This window comes from Pseudomonas sp. MYb2 (genome assembly GCF_002979955.1).
GTDB lineage: Bacteria > Pseudomonadota > Gammaproteobacteria > Pseudomonadales > Pseudomonadaceae > Aquipseudomonas.
In genome coordinates, this window is sequence record NZ_PCQC01000016.1 from 1 (window position 1) to 17,002 (window position 17,002).

General features: G+C 59.6%; 14 protein-coding genes. 6 read left to right on the top strand and 8 right to left on the bottom strand.

The annotated features are described in order from the left end of the window. The first annotated feature begins 213 nt into the window (after nt 1-213). From CQ009_RS22385 to CQ009_RS22395, 3 genes are read left to right on the top strand one after another with little or no spacing between them, the layout of a single operon-like run. On the top strand, nt 214-873 hold the full coding sequence (locus tag CQ009_RS22385; protein WP_064387672.1) for a paraquat-inducible protein A: 660 nt from the start codon (nt 214-216) through the stop codon (nt 871-873). After that, the gene (locus CQ009_RS22390) at nt 860-1,483 is read left to right on the top strand and encodes a paraquat-inducible protein A (protein WP_105708754.1); all 624 of its coding nucleotides are present in this window, start codon (nt 860-862) and stop codon (nt 1,481-1,483) included. The genes CQ009_RS22385 and CQ009_RS22390 overlap by 14 nt, the downstream gene beginning before the upstream one ends. Continuing rightward, nucleotides 1,476-3,779: an intermembrane transport protein PqiB gene (locus tag CQ009_RS22395; protein WP_105708755.1), complete on the top strand. Its 2,304-nt coding sequence runs from the start codon at nt 1,476-1,478 to the stop codon at nt 3,777-3,779. The genes CQ009_RS22390 and CQ009_RS22395 overlap by 8 nt, the downstream gene beginning before the upstream one ends. Nucleotides 3,780-3,960: 181 nt before the next feature. Here the strand turns inward: CQ009_RS22395 and mksF are convergent, their stop codons facing one another. From mksF to mksB, 3 genes are read right to left on the bottom strand one after another with little or no spacing between them, the layout of a single operon-like run. Continuing rightward, complete coding sequence (mksF, locus tag CQ009_RS22400) at nt 3,961-6,801, bottom strand: Mks condensin complex protein MksF (protein ID WP_105708756.1); 2,841 nt, start codon at nt 6,799-6,801, stop codon at nt 3,961-3,963. Then, a complete protein-coding gene (mksE, locus tag CQ009_RS22405; RefSeq protein ID WP_016983587.1) occupies nt 6,798-7,499 on the bottom strand; it encodes an Mks condensin complex protein MksE in 702 nt (233 codons plus the stop codon). The genes mksF and mksE overlap by 4 nt, the downstream gene beginning before the upstream one ends. Then, entirely contained in the window at nt 7,489-8,766 is a 1,278-nt protein-coding gene (mksB, locus tag CQ009_RS22410; protein WP_163024100.1) for an Mks condensin complex protein MksB, read from the bottom strand. The genes mksE and mksB overlap by 11 nt, the downstream gene beginning before the upstream one ends. Nucleotides 8,767-8,986: 220 nt before the next feature. On the opposite strand from mksB, the gene CQ009_RS22415 reads away from it, so the two are divergent. Together CQ009_RS22415 and rimI are read left to right on the top strand one after the other, a co-directional pair. After that, nucleotides 8,987-9,733, top strand: coding sequence for a hypothetical protein (locus CQ009_RS22415; protein WP_064387667.1), 747 nt, complete (start codon nt 8,987-8,989; stop codon nt 9,731-9,733). Then, nucleotides 9,726-10,178: a ribosomal protein S18-alanine N-acetyltransferase gene (rimI, locus tag CQ009_RS22420; RefSeq protein WP_007912963.1), complete on the top strand. Its 453-nt coding sequence runs from the start codon at nt 9,726-9,728 to the stop codon at nt 10,176-10,178. The genes CQ009_RS22415 and rimI overlap by 8 nt, the downstream gene beginning before the upstream one ends. Nucleotides 10,179-10,281: 103 nt before the next feature. Here the strand turns inward: rimI and CQ009_RS22425 are convergent, their stop codons facing one another. Further along, nucleotides 10,282-10,686, bottom strand: coding sequence for a hypothetical protein (locus tag CQ009_RS22425; RefSeq protein ID WP_064387666.1), 405 nt, complete (start codon nt 10,684-10,686; stop codon nt 10,282-10,284). A gap of 141 nt (nt 10,687-10,827) precedes the next feature. On the opposite strand from CQ009_RS22425, the gene can reads away from it, so the two are divergent. Further along, on the top strand, nt 10,828-11,472 hold the full coding sequence (gene can / locus CQ009_RS22430; RefSeq protein ID WP_053123831.1) for a carbonate dehydratase: 645 nt from the start codon (nt 10,828-10,830) through the stop codon (nt 11,470-11,472). Between the two features lie 11 nt (nt 11,473-11,483). Here can and CQ009_RS22435 read toward each other — a convergent pair whose 3' ends face one another. The 4 genes from CQ009_RS22435 to CQ009_RS22450 all read right to left on the bottom strand — a co-directional run bounded on the left by CQ009_RS22435 (nt 11,484) and on the right by CQ009_RS22450 (nt 16,995). Continuing rightward, entirely contained in the window at nt 11,484-11,996 is a 513-nt protein-coding gene (locus CQ009_RS22435; protein WP_105708758.1) for an SET domain-containing protein-lysine N-methyltransferase, read from the bottom strand. A 177-nt stretch (nt 11,997-12,173) separates the two neighbouring features. Continuing rightward, the gene (locus CQ009_RS22440) at nt 12,174-13,355 is read right to left on the bottom strand and encodes a hypothetical protein (RefSeq protein ID WP_064387664.1); all 1,182 of its coding nucleotides are present in this window, start codon (nt 13,353-13,355) and stop codon (nt 12,174-12,176) included. 119 nt (nt 13,356-13,474) lie between these two features. After that, the gene (gene acpA / locus CQ009_RS22445) at nt 13,475-15,169 is read right to left on the bottom strand and encodes an acid phosphatase (protein ID WP_064387663.1); all 1,695 of its coding nucleotides are present in this window, start codon (nt 15,167-15,169) and stop codon (nt 13,475-13,477) included. 98 nt (nt 15,170-15,267) lie between these two features. Beyond that, entirely contained in the window at nt 15,268-16,995 is a 1,728-nt protein-coding gene (locus tag CQ009_RS22450) for a J domain-containing protein (RefSeq protein ID WP_105708759.1), read from the bottom strand. Nucleotides 16,996-17,002 lie beyond the last annotated feature (7 nt).

Below are 17,002 nucleotides of genomic sequence, written 5' to 3' on the forward strand. Positions count from 1 at the left end.
AGTGAAACGATGCATCGCCGATGGTAGTGTGGGGTTTCCCCATGTGAGAGTAGGTCATCGTCAAGATTAAATTCCGAAACCCCAATTGCGAAAGCAGTTGGGGTTTTGTTTTGCCCGCGAAAAAGTTTTGCTTGCGACGGCGAACAAATTTGCACAGTTATTTTCGAATCAGAACACTAGAATAGCCCCACCTTATTCGGAGCCAGAGCCTTTATGTCAGAATCGGTTGACGCCCCAGGGCTGTCAGATTTACCGCTGGAAGACCTGGTGGCCTGTCACGAGTGCGACCTGCTGATGCGCAAGCCGAAACTTGCCCACGGCGAGAAAGCCCTCTGCCCACGCTGCGGTTATGAGTTGTACGCCCATCGCCATAACGTGGTGCAGCGCAGCCTTGCCTTGGTGATCGCAGCATTGCTGTTGTACATCCCGGCAAACTTTTTACCCATCATGCAACTCAATATCCTCGGGCAATCGTCTGAGGATACGGTGTGGAGCGGCGTACTCGGTTTGTTCAACACCGACATGCAAGGCGTTTCGATTGTCGTATTCCTGTGCAGCATGGCCATTCCGCTGCTCAAGTTGCTGTGCCAGTTGTTCGTTTTGCTGACGATTCGCTTCAACGTCGGGCGCAGCTACGGTTTGCTGCTTTACCGTATCTACCACCACCTCAAAGACTGGGGAATGCTGGAGGTTTACCTCATGGGCGTTTTGGTGGCGATCGTCAAACTGGCTGACATGGCGGCCATCACCGCAGGCTTGGGGTTAGCGTGCTTCATCGGTTTGTTATTGGTGCAGGTCTGGCTGGAAGTGGTGATGTCACCGCATCAGATCTGGCAGGCGTTATCAGGAGAGGACGCTCATGCGGGCGATTGATGCGAGCATTCTGGTCTGTACCGAATGCCACGAGTTGAACAGGCAGGAAGCGGACACCGAGGAGCAAACCTGCACCCGCTGCGGTGCGCTGGTTCACGCTCGCCGTCCGAACAGTCTAGTACGCACCTGGGCGCTGCTGATTACGGCCGCGATTATCTATATTCCGGCCAATGTCTTGCCGATCATGACTGTCAGTTCTTTGGGGCAGGGTGATCCGAGCACCATCATGTCCGGCGTGATCCAGTTGGTGCAGCACGGCATGATTCCGATTGCTGCGGTGGTGTTTATTGCCAGTATTCTGGTGCCGACCTTCAAATTGGTCGGTATCGCGCTGCTGCTGTTTTCAGTGCAACGACGTCAGCCGTTGTCCGCTCGTCAGCGCATCTGGATGTACCGTTTCATCGAGTTCATTGGCCGCTGGTCGATGCTCGATATTTTTGTGATCGCCATTCTGGTGGCGGTCGTCAACTTCGGCCGGCTTGCCAGTGTCGAAGCCAATCTTGGCGCCATCGCCTTCGCCAGTGTGGTGATCCTGACGATGCTCGCCGCAGTAACTTTCGATCCCCGACTGATTTGGGATAACACGGAGTCGGACGACGACCATGACTGATTTGCCCGTAGCGAAAACCCGACCGGCTTCGAACTGGTCTGCCATCTGGGTCCTGCCTCTGATCGCGCTGATCATCGGTGGCTGGCTCGGTTGGCGTGCCTATTCCGAAACCGGTATCGAGATTCAGATCCGCTTTGAAAGCGGCGAAGGCATCCAGGCCAACAAGACCGAGGTCATGTACAAAGGCATGCCGGTCGGTAAGGTCAAGACGCTCAAGCTCGACGATGAAGGCAACTCAAAAGGTGTGATCGCCACCGTCGAGATGAACAAGGACGTTGAGCAATACCTCAAGACCAGCACGCGCTTCTGGCTGGTCAAGCCGAGCGTGACCTTGGCCGGTATCACTGGGCTGGAGACCTTGGTGTCGGGCAACTACGTCGCCATCAGCCCCGGCGAAGGCGAGCCGATCCGCAAGTTCAAAGCGTTGGCCGAAGAACCGCCGCTGTCCGATGCCAAGCCCGGTCTGCACCTGACCATCAAGGCTGATCGTCTTGGCTCGTTGAACCGTGGCAGTCCGGTGTTCTACAAACAGATCAAAGTCGGCCAGGTCAAAAGCTATCTGCTTTCCGAAGACCAGAGCACTGTCGAACTCAAAGTCTTCATCGAGCCGACCTACGCCAAACTGGTGCGTAAACACACGCGTTTCTGGAACGCCAGCGGCATCAGCATCGATGCCAACCTGTCCGGCGTAAAAGTACGCAGTGAGTCACTGGCCAGCATCGTCGCCGGCGGTATCGCTTTCGCCACGCCGGAAAATCGCAAGGACAGTCCGCCGACCGATCCAAGCCTGCCGTTCCGACTCTATGAGGACTTCGACGCCGCCGCTGCCGGGATTCGTGTGAAGGTCAAACTCAGCGACTTCGAAGGCCTGCAGGCTGGCCGTACGCCGGTGATGTACAAAGGCATTCAGGTCGGCAACCTCAAAGCGCTGAAGGTCGATCCGGATCTGAACAGCGCTACAGCCGAACTGACCCTCGATCCACTGGCTGAAGACTATCTGGTTGACGGTACGCAGTTCTGGGTGGTCAAACCGTCGATTTCCCTTGCCGGGATCACCGGTCTGGAAGCGCTGGTGAAAGGTAACTACATTGCCGTGCGCCCGGGTGACAAGGGCGCGGCACCGAAACGCGAATTCGAGGCGCGGCCGAAAGCGCCGCCGCTGGATCTGCGTTCACCGGGGCTGCACCTGGTGTTGTTCACTGACACCCTCGGCTCCATCGATGTCGGCAGTCCGATTCTGTTCAAACAGGTCAAGGTCGGTTCGGTGCAGAGCTATCAGTTCTCCAAGACGCGCAAGCAGATCATTGTCGGTGTGCACATCGAGAAGGAATACGAAAGTCTGGTCAACGCTTCGACGCGTTTCTGGAACGTCAGCGGAGTCACCCTGACCGGCGGTTTGACCGGCGGGATTCAGGTCAAGAGTGAGTCGCTGCAAACCTTGATGGCTGGCGGCATCGCCTTCGAAACGCCGCAAGCCAAGGCGCCGTTGCAGAAGCGCATCCCGCGTTTCCGTCTGTTCGCCAATCATGACGACGCCAGTAAAAAAGGCAGCGTAGTGACGATCAAAGTCGATCGCGCTGATGGTCTCAGCAGTGGCACGCCGGTTCGTTTCAAGGGACTGGACGTCGGCAAGATTGAAAGCGTCGATCTGACTGACGACCTGCAATCGGTCATCCTCACCGCGCGCATCACTGAGGTGCCGGAGAAGATTGCCCGGGTTGGCAGTCAGTTCTGGGTGGTCAAACCGGAGTTAGGGCTGATCAAGACAGAGAATCTGGAAACCCTGGTGACGGGCAAGTACATCGAAGTGCAGCCGGCAGCCAAGAACCTCGGCCCGCAGAATAACTTCACTGCGCTGGCCGCTGCGCCGGAAGTGACCAAACAAGAGGCGGGGCTGAGTCTGGTGTTGAGTGCGGCGCGTCGGGGTTCGCTGAAACCGGGTGTGCCGGTCACTTACCGCGAAATCACCGTGGGTAAGGTGACGGGCTATGAGCTGGGCCAGACCGCTGATCGTGTGTTGGTGCACATTCTGATCGAGCCGAAATACGCGCCGTTGGTGCGCAGCGGCAGCCGCTTCTGGAACACCAGCGGCGTAGGCTTTGATATTGGTTTGTTCAACGGCTTGACGGTGCGAACCGAGTCGCTGGAAACGGCGATTCAAGGCGGGATTGCTTTCGCTACACCGGACGGCGAGCGCATGGGCAGCCAGGCGCGGGCTGAGCAGACGTTCCCGTTGTTCGACAAGTTTGAGGATGAGTGGCTGACGTGGGCGCCGAAGATTTCGCTCGGTAAGTAATTCTGTGGTGTCTGAAGTGGCGCCATCGCGAGCCGGATCACTCCTACAGGGGAACGCATTCCAACTGTAGGAGTGAACCTGCTCGCGATAACGCCCGCAAAATCAACACAAATCCCAAGCATAAAAAAGGCCGCGATCCCATCAGATCGCGGCCCTTTTTTTGCCTTTCAGTTAACGCCGATCAAACCGCATCCAGCTCCGGTTCATCTGCCTCAACATTCAACGTCGCCTTCACCACATCGTGGCGACGGATGTATTTCCAGTCCGCCTCATCAATGTAGATCCCCGCCGGGCCGCTGCCGCCTTCCAGGTCGATTGCGACACTGGCGCAGACCTGCGGCTTCACGCTCGCCAGAATCGGCACGAAGCCCAGTTGCAGGCTGGTTTCCAGCAGCGCGGCCTGGTTCTTCTCGTCGATGTCCGCCGCCTCGTCGAGGTAGTACGGCAGACGCACGCGGCCGGCCTGATCGCGATCCATCAAGTGCAGCAACAAGTACATGTTGGTCAGCGCCTTGATGGTCATGGTCGTGCCGTTGGACGCCGCGCCGTCGATGTCGGTGTGGATAACCGGCTGGCCGTTGACTTTGGTGATCTCGAACGCCAGTTCGAACAAATCCTTGAGGCCGAGCTGGTTGTGGTTTGCCGCCACCAACCGTGCCAGATATTCCTTGGCTTCTTCGTTCTTGTTGTCCTGCTCGGCGCTTTGGCTCAGGTCGAACACCGACAGGGTTTCGCCTTCTTCGTACTGACCGGCGCTGTGGATGATCTGGTCGATGTGCTTGAGGGCTTCCTTGTTCGGCGCGAGGACGATGCGGAAGCTCTGCAGGTTGGAGACCTGACGCTTGTTGATCTCGCGGTTGAACAGCGCCAGTTGGTGCTCGAGGCTGTCGTAGTCGCTGCGGATGTTGCGCAGGGTTCGAGCGATGTCGGTAACCGCTGCACGACGGGCCTTGCCCAGCGTCAGCGCTTCATCGGTGCGGTGCGCGTAAGCGTTGATCAGCAGGGACAGACGGCGCTCCATGTCGTCTTCGCTGTCGAACTTGGCCACGCCTTTCAGACGCACCTGCGCGTACAGCGCTTCGATCTGACCGTCGGCGCGCAGCAGACCTTGCCAGCTGTCCTGATAGTCGTTGAGCAGCGGCAGCAGGTTGTCCATTGAGTCGTCGACCGGATCCATGAACGGCGTACCGAATGGCAGATCCGCTGGCAGCAGCTGACGACGGCGCAGCGCATCGTCGAGGGTACGTTGCTTGGCTTCCATGTCGGCGATCTGGCGGCCGACCAGTTGCAACTTGGCCGACAGTTGCTGGACGCGTTCGGTGAAGGCATCGCTGGAACGCTTGAGTTCGTCCTGCGCGCCTTCCATCTGCGCCAGTTGCTCGAGCTTGTCGCTTTCTTCGGCGCTCAGGGTCTGCGTGCGGCGGAAATCTTCCAGGGCTTTCTGCGCGTCCAGCACTTGCTGGTACAGCGCTTCGGTCTGGGTCTTGCTCGCGGCGCGGTCGGCGGCTACAGCCTGTTGGGTTTTCAGTTGCTTGAGCTCTTTTTCCAGACGCTCTTTCTGATCGCGCAATGCCGCGCGGTCAGCCAAGGCTTGCAGCGCTGGCGGCTCGATATTCGAGATGTCGATCGACAGGCCCGGCACTTCGAAACGCTCGCCTTTGAAGCCATCGAGGATCAGCTCAACCGATTTGACCCACGCGCCATCTTCGTCGAGGGTGATGCCGTGTTCGCCCAGCGGCAGGCTGAACAGCGCGCTGTTGAACAGCCGCATCAAGCGCTCGACGTCCTGCTGCGAGAACTCTTCGCGCAGACGGGCGTAGCTGTTGTTGTCGGCGTGATCGAGTTGCTGCTTCACCGACTTCAGGCGTTTTTCCAGATCGCGTACGCGCTCTTCCAGATCTTCGGCACTGAACTGGCGGGATTGCGCCAAGGCACCGGCCAATTCATCGTGCGCGTCTTTGGCCGCGAGCAATTGTTGCTCGAGCACTTTGACGTCATCGACCAGGGCGAAGCGATTCTTCAACACCGACAACTCGCCGAGCCAGCGCTGGATGCCGGAAATTTCCCGCTCCAGACGCATCAGTTCCTGGGTGCCACCGCGTTGATCGTTTTGCAGACTGTCCTGCTCACCACGGTAGTGGTCGGCCTGAATGGTCAGCTCTTCTTTGCGCGCACTGGCGTAGTCCGACCAGGTGCCGAGCAACGAGTCGAGCAGCGGTGACAGGCGATGCAGTTTGCCGCGCAGCACGTCGCGCTGTTTCACGCCATTGGCCAAGGCTTCAACCAATGGGCCGGCAGCGACCAGCGAGTTGTAGTCCTGTTCCATCCGGCGCACGTCGCGGAAGGCTTCTTCGCACGCGGCGATGTAATCGACACTGCCGGAGCGCAGGCTGTGTTCGAAGGCATCGAGGAACAATTGCTTGAGCTTGGCCGCGGTGATTTCGCGCATGTGCAGCAGGTTGATGAACAGCGCGCGGAAGGTCTTCAGGCTCTGTTCGCTGGTGGAGCGCAGCGGGATCAGCGTCAAGTCCAACGGAATCGAGGTGTGACCACCCACCAGCAAACGGCGCAGTTCGTCAGGCTTGAGTTCGTAGGCTTTCAGGCCTTCTTTTTCAAGGTTGCTGAACAGCTCCTTCTGGCGCAGGCAGGTGTCGTTCTTCTGGTAATGCGCCAGATCGAGCTTGCCGGCGTAAGCGAAGAACTGGTGACCGAAACCACCGCCCGGACCGCGACCGACCACGCCGATCACGTGCGGGCCGTGGGGCAGATTCACTTCGACAAGGATGTAGCTGGTGTCGGAAGCGAAGTAGAAGCGCCGCGATTGTTCGAGGCTGTATTTGCCGAAACTCATGTCCGACATGCGCGCTAGAATCGGGAATTGCAGCGCGTTGATCGACGCCGATTTACCGAGGTTGTTCGCGCCGTAAACCGACAACGGTTCTTCCAGCGGGAACAGGCCGAGGCTGTAACCGGCGGTGTTCAAAAGAGCAAAGCGGCGGATGCCGTAGCGTTCCTGGCTCATGCGTCGGACTCCTGTTCTTCGGCAATGGCGCGGGCCAGTGCGTCTTCTTCGCTTTCTTCGTCAAACTCGGTGAGATCGAGCGGATCGTCGGTTTCGAGGAATTTGGCTTCCGCGGCTTCGTCGATCAGCACCGGCGCTGGCAGCGGCAATACGCTGTGCACGCTGGCTGCCAAGTCGCGGTCTTGTTGCACCGACAGGCACACGTCGAGGAAACGGTGCATCGGCGGCAGGAAGCGGTACACGCCGTTTTCTTCGCTGGCAAAACCGAGTTGAGTCATGCGGCGCATGATCTTTTCTTCGAGTTCTTCGACGGTCTGCACTTCGGCCTGAATGAACAGGTCGCGGTATTTCTCCAGCAGCGACGGCAACTCTTCGCGGCCGAGGCTGCCGCCATCGAGCACGGCAATCGGGTCGCGGCCCTGATCGGCCAGGTGTTCGACGAGGATGAAGGTGAACAACGCCAGACGCTGCGCGGTCTTGTTCACCGCCGCAGCGGCCATGTCCGGGACGAAGTAGTAGAAACCACGGGTGTCGCAGACCAGTTCAAAACCCAACGCCTTGAACAGCGTGCGGTATTGATCCTGGAAGTTCGACAGTTGCGCGTACAGCTCCGGGTCGCGACGGCTGACGTGGTAACCCTTGAACAGCTCGCGGAAGATCGGCGCGAGTTGTGACAGTTCGGAAAGATCAAGATGCATTGGGGATGCTCGCGGAATTCTCGACGGCGATATCGCTGGCCGAGAGCAGGGCGAAGGAGCGCAGGCTGACCTGGTGCTCGTGAGTGTGGTATTCGCGGCGTTCCAGACGCTCGCGCTTGAAGCGTTTTTCCCGCGACAGGCGCGAGAACCAGTAAAGCAATTCGTCGGTGGCGCCGTCCGGTTCCTGTTCCAGCAGCCAGGTCATCAGATCCGGCATCGGCAGGGCTTCTTCGCAACGGTCGACCATCTCGCGCACGGTGCGCGGGGCGCGTGGGGCTTCGCCTTTCTGGGTTTTGTGCGCCTTGGGGAAACGCGCCGGTTTTGGCTCGAAACGCGCCAAGGCGTAAACATAGGCTTCGACCTGACTGGCGCTGCCGAGGAAAGTACTTTGCGGGCGGGTGAACAGTGGCATCGCCGCTTGCGGCACGGCATCGATGCCTTTACGGCGAATCGCCGCCAAGGCGAGCGCCGCGCCACGGGTCACGGCGTTGTGCCGGCGCGCTTCTTCACGCAGTGGCAGCAGCAATTCGCGGGCGTGGCGCAGGGTCAACTGGGCGCTGGTCTGCATTTCGAGGATGCGCGCGTGGGTACGCAGCAGCATGTCGTCATCGACCAGATGGCCGAGGCGCTGCTGCTCGCTAAGCATCTTCAACAGCACGGTTTCAACCTTGCGCACGCCTTGTTCGAAGGCGCCGTCGGCGTTAACCAGATCGATCATCGGCTCGACGTATTCGTCCCACGTCGCCAGTACTTCAGCGTAACGCTGACGCAATGGAATCTGCCGGTCGCTGGTCTTCGCCCGTTCGGCCACGGCCACCAGCGCCTGTTCGTCGTTGTCGAGCTTCTTCAACACATCGCGCACGCGCATGTCGAGCAGGCGCAACTGGCGGGCCAGGTCGTGACCGTCGCGAACCTCGAACGCGTCCTGGATGTAACCGGCCAGACGCTCGAGGTGGCGCAGATAGGCTTCGATTTCCAGGCACAGGCCCAAGCGGTGTTCACGCCGCAGGTAAGCGAGGAAGTCGTGGATCTGCGCGTTCAGCTCGAAACGGTTCGGGCTTTTCGCCACCGGAATCAGAATATCGAGGCGAATCCACACGTCGAGCAGGCTGGTGATGTCCTGTGGCGTGCTGTCCAGTTGTTGGGCGGCCAGTTGCGCGCGCAATTCGTTGAGGCTCAATGTGCCTTGGTCGAAGTGCTCGCACAAAGGCTCCAGAAGTGCCCAGTGTTCAGCGAGGGCGCGCAAGACGCGCTTGGGTTCGATCATCGGAATGCCCGGCGGGTTGGCAATAAAAAGACGCGATTGTACTGCATCATGAAGGATGCGATTCACTCTCGGGACGGGCTGTCGCATTTTCTAAGATAAAGGCTATCGATCAACAGCAAGCGATCTTGAGCGAAGGGCGGTAGAATCAGCGCACTTCAGTTATCCACAAGTGGCCGACCCTTTGCTTATCGAGTCCCGCCGCCGCGCCTATTTGAACGCCATGCAGGTGGTCAACTGGCTGCCGCGCACCGAATTGCCCTTCGCCGCGCCGTCGCGGCCCGAGCTGCTGGACATGCCTGAGCCGGAGGTAGAGGTGCCGTTGCTGCCCGCGCCTCAGGCCGAAGCGCCGGTGCAGCCTGTTGCGCGCCCGAGCGAACGGCCGAAGATCGAAGTGCCGCGCCCGTCGCTGGCGAGCACGCGAACCAACGCCAAACCGGTGGAAGAGGCGGACGACACGCCAGTCGTCGCCAAGCCTGCACCCGTGCCGCCACCGCGTTTTGCCCTGCAATTATTGCGCGCCGGCCGCTGCCTGCTGCTGGTCGAGTTACCCACAGGCGAACCGTTCCAGAGCCGCGATCCGGCGTATTTGCTGCTGAAAGACATGCTGCGTGCCGCCGGTCTGCCGGATGCACCGCAAATCGTCGGCGAGCCGGTGCGCTGGCCGTGGCTCAATCGCGGCACCATGGATCAGGGCCCGGAAGCGGCGCGTGACTTTGTGCAGGGTTTCCTTTCCGTGCAAATCGAAGCCGCACCGTGCGCCTGCCTGTGGCTGATTGGCCTGCCGGCGGTGCGTTTTGCCGGTGAAGCGGACGCCGAAGCGTTCAATCGTGAGTTGCAGATCGAAGGTCTGGGTTCGGCCTGGGCCATTCCCGGTCTGGAATTGTTAATGGAAGAGCCACAGCGCAAGGCCGCTGTGTGGCAAGCCATGCGTCGGCTGATGGCGCGCTGGAAAGAATCGAATGAGTGACGCTGTATCGTTCCGCCCGATGACCGAGGCGGATCTGGAAACCGTGCTGAAAATCGAGTACGCCGCTTACAGCCATCCGTGGACTCGCGGGATCTTTCTCGATGGGCTGGGCAAGTATCAGATCTGGCTGATGTTCGAAGGTGAGCAACAGGTCGGTCACGGCGTGGTACAGATCATTCTGGATGAGGCGCATCTGCTCAATATCACCGTCAAACCCGAGAATCAGGGGCGCGGGCTGGGGCTGACGTTGCTTGAGCATCTGATGTCGCGGGCATATGCGGCTTCGGCGCGGGAATGTTTTCTGGAAGTGCGTGACAGCAATACGGGCGCGTTCAAGTTGTATGAGCGTTATGGCTTCAACGAGATTGGCCGGCGCCGGGATTATTATCCGGCGGTGGGCGGGCGTGAAGACGCCGTGGTCATGGCCTGCACCCTGGTTGACTAATGACCTGTAGGAGCTGCCGAAGGCTGCGATCTTTTGCTTTTGATGTTATGACCAAGATCAAAAGATCGCAGCCTTCGGCAGCGCCTACGGGAAGGCGCGTCTGTTAGCGGTTGCCATCCAGCGGATCCCGCTGCGCCAGCTCCGCTTCATCCAGTCCATTGCCACCGCCGATGTCATCCTCATCGACAATGCTCAAATCCCAATCCGCCTGATTGCCTTGACCCGCTTCCTCGGCATCCCGCGCACCGTCTTCATGAATCAGCGTTTCCGGGCTCAGGTCATCGTCCGTCGGCTCATGATCACTGACCGAAGCCCCGGTCATGCCCGCCTCACGCACGCGCTCGTTGGGCATCAACTGCTCGCGCTCACGCTGCGGGATCTCATCACCGATCTTCGCGCTCGGCTCGTCTTCATCGAAATCCAGCTCATGCACCGAACCCATGCGGTCTTCGTTATCATCGATGGGTTCCGGTTGCACCGCATCGTAAGGGCGTCGTGAATCAGTCATGGCAAATCCTCATACTGTGGGCCTTACTTAGGTGGACTCACCGGGCACACGAGAATTCCAATGAAATCACTTGCGGTGGCGGCGTGACCCCGACGGGTGGTCGTCTGTCATACCAGCGCATCTTTCTTGAGGCCTTACAGCATGCATGACTTACAAGACCTGATTGATAACAACGAGCGTTGGGCTGACGCGATCACCAAGGAAGACCCGGATTTCTTCGCCAAGCTGGCGCGTCAGCAAACCCCTGAATACCTGTGGATCGGCTGTTCCGACGCCCGCGTGCCGGCCAACGAAATCGTCGGCATGTTGCCGGGCGATCTGTTCGTGCACCGCAACGTCGCCAACGTCGTGCTGCACACCGACCTTAACTGCCTGTCGGTGATCCAGTACGCGGTCGACGTACTCAAGGTCAAACACATCCTCGTCACCGGACACTATGGTTGCGGTGGTGTGCGTGCGTCGATGCAGGATCGCCAGTTCGGCCTGATCGACGGCTGGCTGCGCTCGATCCGCGATCTGTACTACGAAAAACGCGAAGAGCTGGCCAAGCTGCCGACCGAAGAAGAACAGGTCGATCGCATGTGCGAACTCAACGTGATCCAGCAAGTGGCCAACGTCGCGCACACCAGCATCATCCAGAACGCCTGGCATCGCGGGCAGAGTCTGTCGATTCACGGCTGCATCTACGGCATCAAGGATGGTCGCTGGAAAAGTCTGAACACCACCATCAGTGGTTTCGAACAATTGCCGCCGCAATATCGTTTGCGCCCGGTTGGCGCGCCGTAATCAGCGAGACGCTAGTGGCTCCACAAGCGTTGCAGAAAGGCGAGGCCTTCGATACTGGGTGGTTCGTCGTAACCTGTGATCCACCCGCGACACTTTGTCGAGCCGCACTCACAGGCGAACTGTTGCAGCAGTTTGTCTTCGGTGGCGGCGTAATCGATGGTCAGCCGCTCGCCCCTGTGGATATCTTTCAACGCCCACAACCACAGCTCGCTCATGTCGAGAAATACGTTCGGGTCGCAAGCGTGTTCCAGCAGCCCGCAAAAGCGCGGGTCGTAGACGTGGATGCCTGAGAGCAGCTGTCGAGTCTGTCGGCAGCGATAGGGTAGCAATTGCCCGGAAACCCGGCACATGCGGCCGGTACGCGGAAAATCCCGGCGCGCGGCGATGGCCACCGCATGGCAGTGGTTATCGAGGACTATTTCGAAGTCGCTACTTGATGGAAAACCGAGGCGAACTGGCAGGCCGGCGAACGGGTAAATGCCTTCGGTATCGCGAGCATCGCTGGCGAGTGCATGGCTGTTCATAACGATCCTTGTCGTCAGGGGCTGCGACTTCCTTTGGCTGACGTCATGTCAGTCCTGCAACGGATTGTGGATCGAATTTTCGTGTATGCGACAGTAGCGGTCTACTGTCAGATCTGACAGGCGTAATGAGCGCATTCCCGCGTCAGCAAAGGCTGACACGGGAAGACATATCACCGGTTACAGGTGTGGGGCGGGAATGGCGGTGGCGGGCAATGCGCTCTTCAGTTGCTGCAACTGCGCCTTGATTGGTGGCGTCGCACACTTGCTTGCAGCTTGTTCCGCAGTCAGGTTGCGGATCGAGGTGTAGAACAGCTCGCAGGTTTTGATTTTCTGCGTCACCTGCCAGGTTTGAGTGCAATTGGTCAGCGTGGTTTGGGCATCGCTCCCCGGTTTGCTGCCCATGCCGGCCTGCCAGCAGGCAGCGCTCAGATCCTGGCCCATGACCTTCAGGCCGGCTGCATCCGCCTTGGTCTCATCGCCGTCGTAGCTTGCCGGGTCAGCGGCGTACCAGATGTAGCTCGGATGGTTTGAACCCAGTACCGGCACTTTCACGCCTTCGCTCGGACTGATGGTCGCCAGGCCCAGCACATTCACAGTCGGCCCGTATTGCTGCTTGATCCAGTTTCGCACCGGCGCACCGAACGCCACCATCGGCAAGGTAGTGCCGGCGGCGGTCTGGCTGAACTGTTTGACCAGCGTGGTCTGATAGTCCTTGAAGTAGTCGTAGACACCTTCCAGATCCTTGCCCGCGCTGGATGGCGCGGCGATCGGGGCGATGTCAATGATGGTCTGGAAGGCCGGCGTCTGGTCAGCCGGAATACCGTTGTCGGTGAGTAGTGTTGCCCAGCGATCAGTGGTGTTGGAGCGCAGATAATCCTGCGCTTGAGTCAGTGAATAGTCTGGCGGGAAGTGCAGCAACTCGACACTCTTGCGATTTTCCAGCGCCATGCCCAGTGGCAGGAACAGATACCAGCTGTACGCCCACTTGCCGTCGGCGTTGAGCTTGCTGGCGCCGGTGTAGGCCAGATCTCCCGCGTCGAGCAACGCCGACAACGGCTTGTCATAGCCCTTCGGCACGCCACTGATTTCAGCGTAGAGCTGGTCGTTATCGGTTTTCACCAGGACCTTCGCTGCGGCATAACCGTCGCGCTGCACGCTCTGGGTCAGGTAATGGGCGACGGTCTGTTCCAGGGTCCAGTTGCGGTAGCAGATCACGCTGCAGTTGTTGGGGTAGGCGAAGAGGCGGGTGACGCGTTCGGTGCTGCCCAGTTTCAGATCGACATCGGCGTGGGCGGCCGCGCTCAGTGTGAGCGCGGCGAGGGTCAGGGCGGTGGGCGTGAGTCCTGCGATTTTGAACATGCTCAGATCCTTTTCAGCGTGGGTTCCCCATAGGTCGGGGGCGCCTCATAGTGGATCAGCCGTGTTGCGCAGAGAAGCCGTCAATGGCAGTTTTTTTCAGCGCTGCACAGGGTGCGACTTCAGGCATGAAAATGCAGGGCGTTGGTCAGGTCACCCATCGGTTTCTGCCCTCGGGCGATCATCGCCTCATCGCGCTGCTTGAGGCCGTCGAGCGTTTCGAGCTGGAATACCCGGGTAATCAGGCGCAGGATCGATGCCGTGTCGTAGACCGTGTGATCCACCGTGCCCTTGCGTGCAAACGGCGACACTACCAGCGCCGGTACTCGTGAGCCCGGACCCCAGCGGTCACCCTTGGGCGGCGCGACGTGATCCCACCAGCCGCCGTTCTCGTCGACCGTGACGATTACCACCATGTTTTGCCACTGCGGGCTCTCGCGCAGGACTTTCAGCGCGCGGACGATGTGCCGATCCCCGGAGGCCACGTCGGCATAACCGGCGTGCATGTTCAGATTACCCTGAGGTTTGTAGAAACTCACCGCAGGCAACTGGCCGGCCTCGGCGTCGGCGAAGAATTTATTGCTGCTCGACTCGTCGCCCAGGCCGGCATCGCGCAGGCGTTTATTGCGCTCTTGCGGGTTTTCCGGGCCTTGCTGCTTGAAGTAGTTGAACGGCTGGTGGTGATACTGAAAATTAGGAATCTTTGGTATGCCACCGGAGTCCTTGTATTGATCCAGCGTCGCCTGCCAAGCGCCGGCGTACCAAGCCCAATCGATGTTGTTTTTCGACAGCTTGTCGCCGATGTGTTCGTGGGTCTGCGGCACCATGACGTTGGGCAGATCCGCTTTCGAATACGCCGGGCGCTCAGGGTCGCGAAGCCAGGTTGGCCAGTAGGGCGGGGCGAGGGTGTTGACGCCGAAGCCATCCGGGGTCAATGCGCTCGGGCCGAACTGCGGTGGGCCGGTCATGGCGCTGGCCGGCGATGCGTCCAGCGGCTTGAGACGAGGATCGGCGGGATCATCGCTTTGCAGCGCGGCGATCTGTGATTTGGCCACGGAATTTGCAACATCCGGATAGAACGGCGCGGTGGCGCTGATCAGATACTGGTGATTGAGGAACGAGCCACCGAAGGCGCCCTGGAAGAAGTTGTCGCACAGCACGAATTCCTGAGCGACGTCCCACAGGCGCAGGGAATAACGGCTCTGGGCGTAGTGGCCCATGGTTAAACCGCCGGAGTCGGCCCAGGCGACAAAGCCGTCGTTCCTGCCACCATTGATCTGCATCTGATTCTGATAGAACACATGCCACAAATCGCGGGTCACCAGACCGAACGGCAAGTCTTCAGCGTTTGGGCCTTTGAGGGCGAAGGGCGCGTTGGGCAGGTTTTGCTGAAACTGCGTGGCGCTGGGATAAGTCACGCCATCGAGGGTTTGCGGGCCGATTTGCAGCACGCCGCCCCAGACGGGCGGCAGGGTTTGCAGCAGCGAGCCGTCGCGGTCCCGTTGTTGATAGTCGGCAGGCTTGAGCGCTGACAGCGGTTTTTCGACACCGGGGAAATCACCGAACAGGTTATTGAAGCTGCGGTTTTCGGCGTAGATCACCACCACGGTTTTCACTTGGTCGCGCAGGGCCTTGTCCAGCTCGGCGGGCGTCAGCGGGCGCTCGACCGGTTTGCCCGGTTGATCGCTGGCGCTGCCACACCCGGCCAGCGTGGCACCGACACCGAGCACCGCAACGCCGCCGAGGAAACGGCGGCGACTGGTGTCGGTCGGGTTGTCTGATTCAGGTGCATCAGTGCCGTCTGTTTCGTCTTTCATCGTTCAGCCCGTTTAGCTTAATTGTTTCAGTATGTTTCGGGCGGACGCTAGCAAGGTCATGTGACGGTTGGGTGACAGGTCTTGCGGGTGCTGCAGGATTAGCCAGGCATGAATTGAGTGAGCGAGTAACCGAGTCGGCTGGCCGCCATGATCGCAATCATCACCACCAGAAACAGCAATTGCAGCGGACTGAAATGCGCCCAGTGCAGCGCGGTCAGCCAAGGACGGCGGCTGCTCAGCACTGGATCGAGCGAACCGATACGGCGTTTGTGTACCCGCCCGATCAGCATCGTGCCAACGTAAGTGAGCGCCCCCAGCGGGCCGAGCAGCAGCGAAAACAGCAGCAGCATGACCCCCTGCGGAACCCCGTGGCGTATCACCAGCCATCGCGTGTAGGGGTTCCATTTACGTGGAATCAGCCACTCGCTGAGCCACAGGTCCGGCAGGACCACGTGGGCCGTGAGCACCACCCACCAACTCAGTGCAATGCGAAAAAACCAGACCGGCACGCAGGCAAATATCATCGGAATGAAGACGAGGTTCATGGCGGTTTTTTGTTGGGATGGCAGATAGAACAGGCACAGCGCCAAGGCAATCGCCGTCCATAACCGTACCCAGGTTTCGGCGGCGATGGCACGTGGAAGGAAACGCCGCCAGAAGAAAACATCAGCGTAGGGCAATCGGGCGAGCAGGTCGGGAAAACGCCATTTGAGTTTGTTCGAGAGCTCGTAACAGGCCTTCCATTCATCCCTCCCAAAGACGTCTGTCAGCTTCTTTTGCTGCAGGGGCTTGAGCGGGTTGATCAACAGATGGGCCGCCTGAACGTCGGCCGCCGACATCCGGTCGCTTTCAGCCTTGGCGCGCAGATCGTCGTAGAAACTTTCCTGATTGCAGCGTTCGATCAACGTGTCCCAGAGCCAGTCCGGTTGCGGGTGCAGGCCTTTGTTGTGATCCCAGCCGAACAGTTGGCCGATGCGGTCGAACAGCGGCACGCTCCACTCGCTGTCATTGAGCAAGTGCAGCAGGGTTTGCTGCCATTGTTCGCGGCGATCGAATACCTGCAGCCACGGCTGGGCGCTGTAGCGTTTGAGCACGTTGAGAAATTCGCGTTCGCTCTGGCTTTCGAGCAGCGCTTGCAGGTTGTCTCGATAGTCGGCGATCAGATTCTCGGCGAGAACCTCATGCTGGCGATCATTGATCAGCACGTCCTGCCACGGCCCCAACCATCCAAGTTGCTCGACGGCCCAGTTCAGCACCGGGCTGCGCAGTTGTGGCTGTTCAAAACACAACTGCAGTAACAGCCTTTCGAAGGCCTTGGCGCAGCCTTGCTGTTGCGCCTGATCCCAACGCTTGTCGAGATTTTCGGGCGACAGCCCCTCAAGCAGTTGCCGTGCGGCCTGCGCTTCAAGCGCATACGCCTCTGTGTCCGAGGCCGCCGTCAGTGGCTCGACAGGCAAAACATCATCCTTCCCTGGCGGCGCAAAAGGCTCGGGGGCTGCCGGGTTGACGGGCGGAAAGTCGAGATCGGCAAAATCCCACGCGGTGTTTTGCGGTTGGCTATGTTTGTTTGCCAGCGCAGCATCGATTGCCAGTGCGGCAAAGGCGCTGGAAGCCGTGGCCACGGCGACATCTTCTTCGTCGGCAGGCTCAGCGTTTTCAACGCGCCACCGGGCAATCGCCAGCGCTTGTTCGTAGGCTTCGCGCAGGCGCTGGAAACCTTCGGCATCCTCATCGGGGCGGAAGGTTTTCAGCAGGCGCGCATAGGCACGTTTGATGTCGCGAGCTTCAGCGTCATCGTGCAGGTGCAGCACCGACCAGCAATCCATGGCCAGG

Coding starts and splice junctions, on each gene's coding strand:
- CQ009_RS22385 (WP_064387672.1), top strand. CDS start 214: ATGTCAGAATCGGTTGACGCCCCAGGGCTGTCAGATTTACCGCTGGAA.
- CQ009_RS22390 (WP_105708754.1), top strand. CDS start 860: ATGCGGGCGATTGATGCGAGCATTCTGGTCTGTACCGAATGCCACGAG.
- CQ009_RS22395 (WP_105708755.1), top strand. CDS start 1,476: ATGACTGATTTGCCCGTAGCGAAAACCCGACCGGCTTCGAACTGGTCT.
- mksF (WP_105708756.1), bottom strand. CDS start 6,801: ATGAGCCAGGAACGCTACGGCATCCGCCGCTTTGCTCTTTTGAACACC.
- mksE (WP_016983587.1), bottom strand. CDS start 7,499: ATGCATCTTGATCTTTCCGAACTGTCACAACTCGCGCCGATCTTCCGC.
- mksB (WP_163024100.1), bottom strand. CDS start 8,766: ATGATCGAACCCAAGCGCGTCTTGCGCGCCCTCGCTGAACACTGGGCA.
- CQ009_RS22415 (WP_064387667.1), top strand. CDS start 8,987: ATGCAGGTGGTCAACTGGCTGCCGCGCACCGAATTGCCCTTCGCCGCG.
- rimI (WP_007912963.1), top strand. CDS start 9,726: ATGAGTGACGCTGTATCGTTCCGCCCGATGACCGAGGCGGATCTGGAA.
- CQ009_RS22425 (WP_064387666.1), bottom strand. CDS start 10,686: ATGACTGATTCACGACGCCCTTACGATGCGGTGCAACCGGAACCCATC.
- can (WP_053123831.1), top strand. CDS start 10,828: ATGCATGACTTACAAGACCTGATTGATAACAACGAGCGTTGGGCTGAC.
- CQ009_RS22435 (WP_105708758.1), bottom strand. CDS start 11,996: ATGAACAGCCATGCACTCGCCAGCGATGCTCGCGATACCGAAGGCATT.
- CQ009_RS22440 (WP_064387664.1), bottom strand. CDS start 13,355: ATGTTCAAAATCGCAGGACTCACGCCCACCGCCCTGACCCTCGCCGCG.
- acpA (WP_064387663.1), bottom strand. CDS start 15,169: ATGAAAGACGAAACAGACGGCACTGATGCACCTGAATCAGACAACCCG.
- CQ009_RS22450 (WP_105708759.1), bottom strand. CDS start 16,995: ATGGATTGCTGGTCGGTGCTGCACCTGCACGATGACGCTGAAGCTCGC.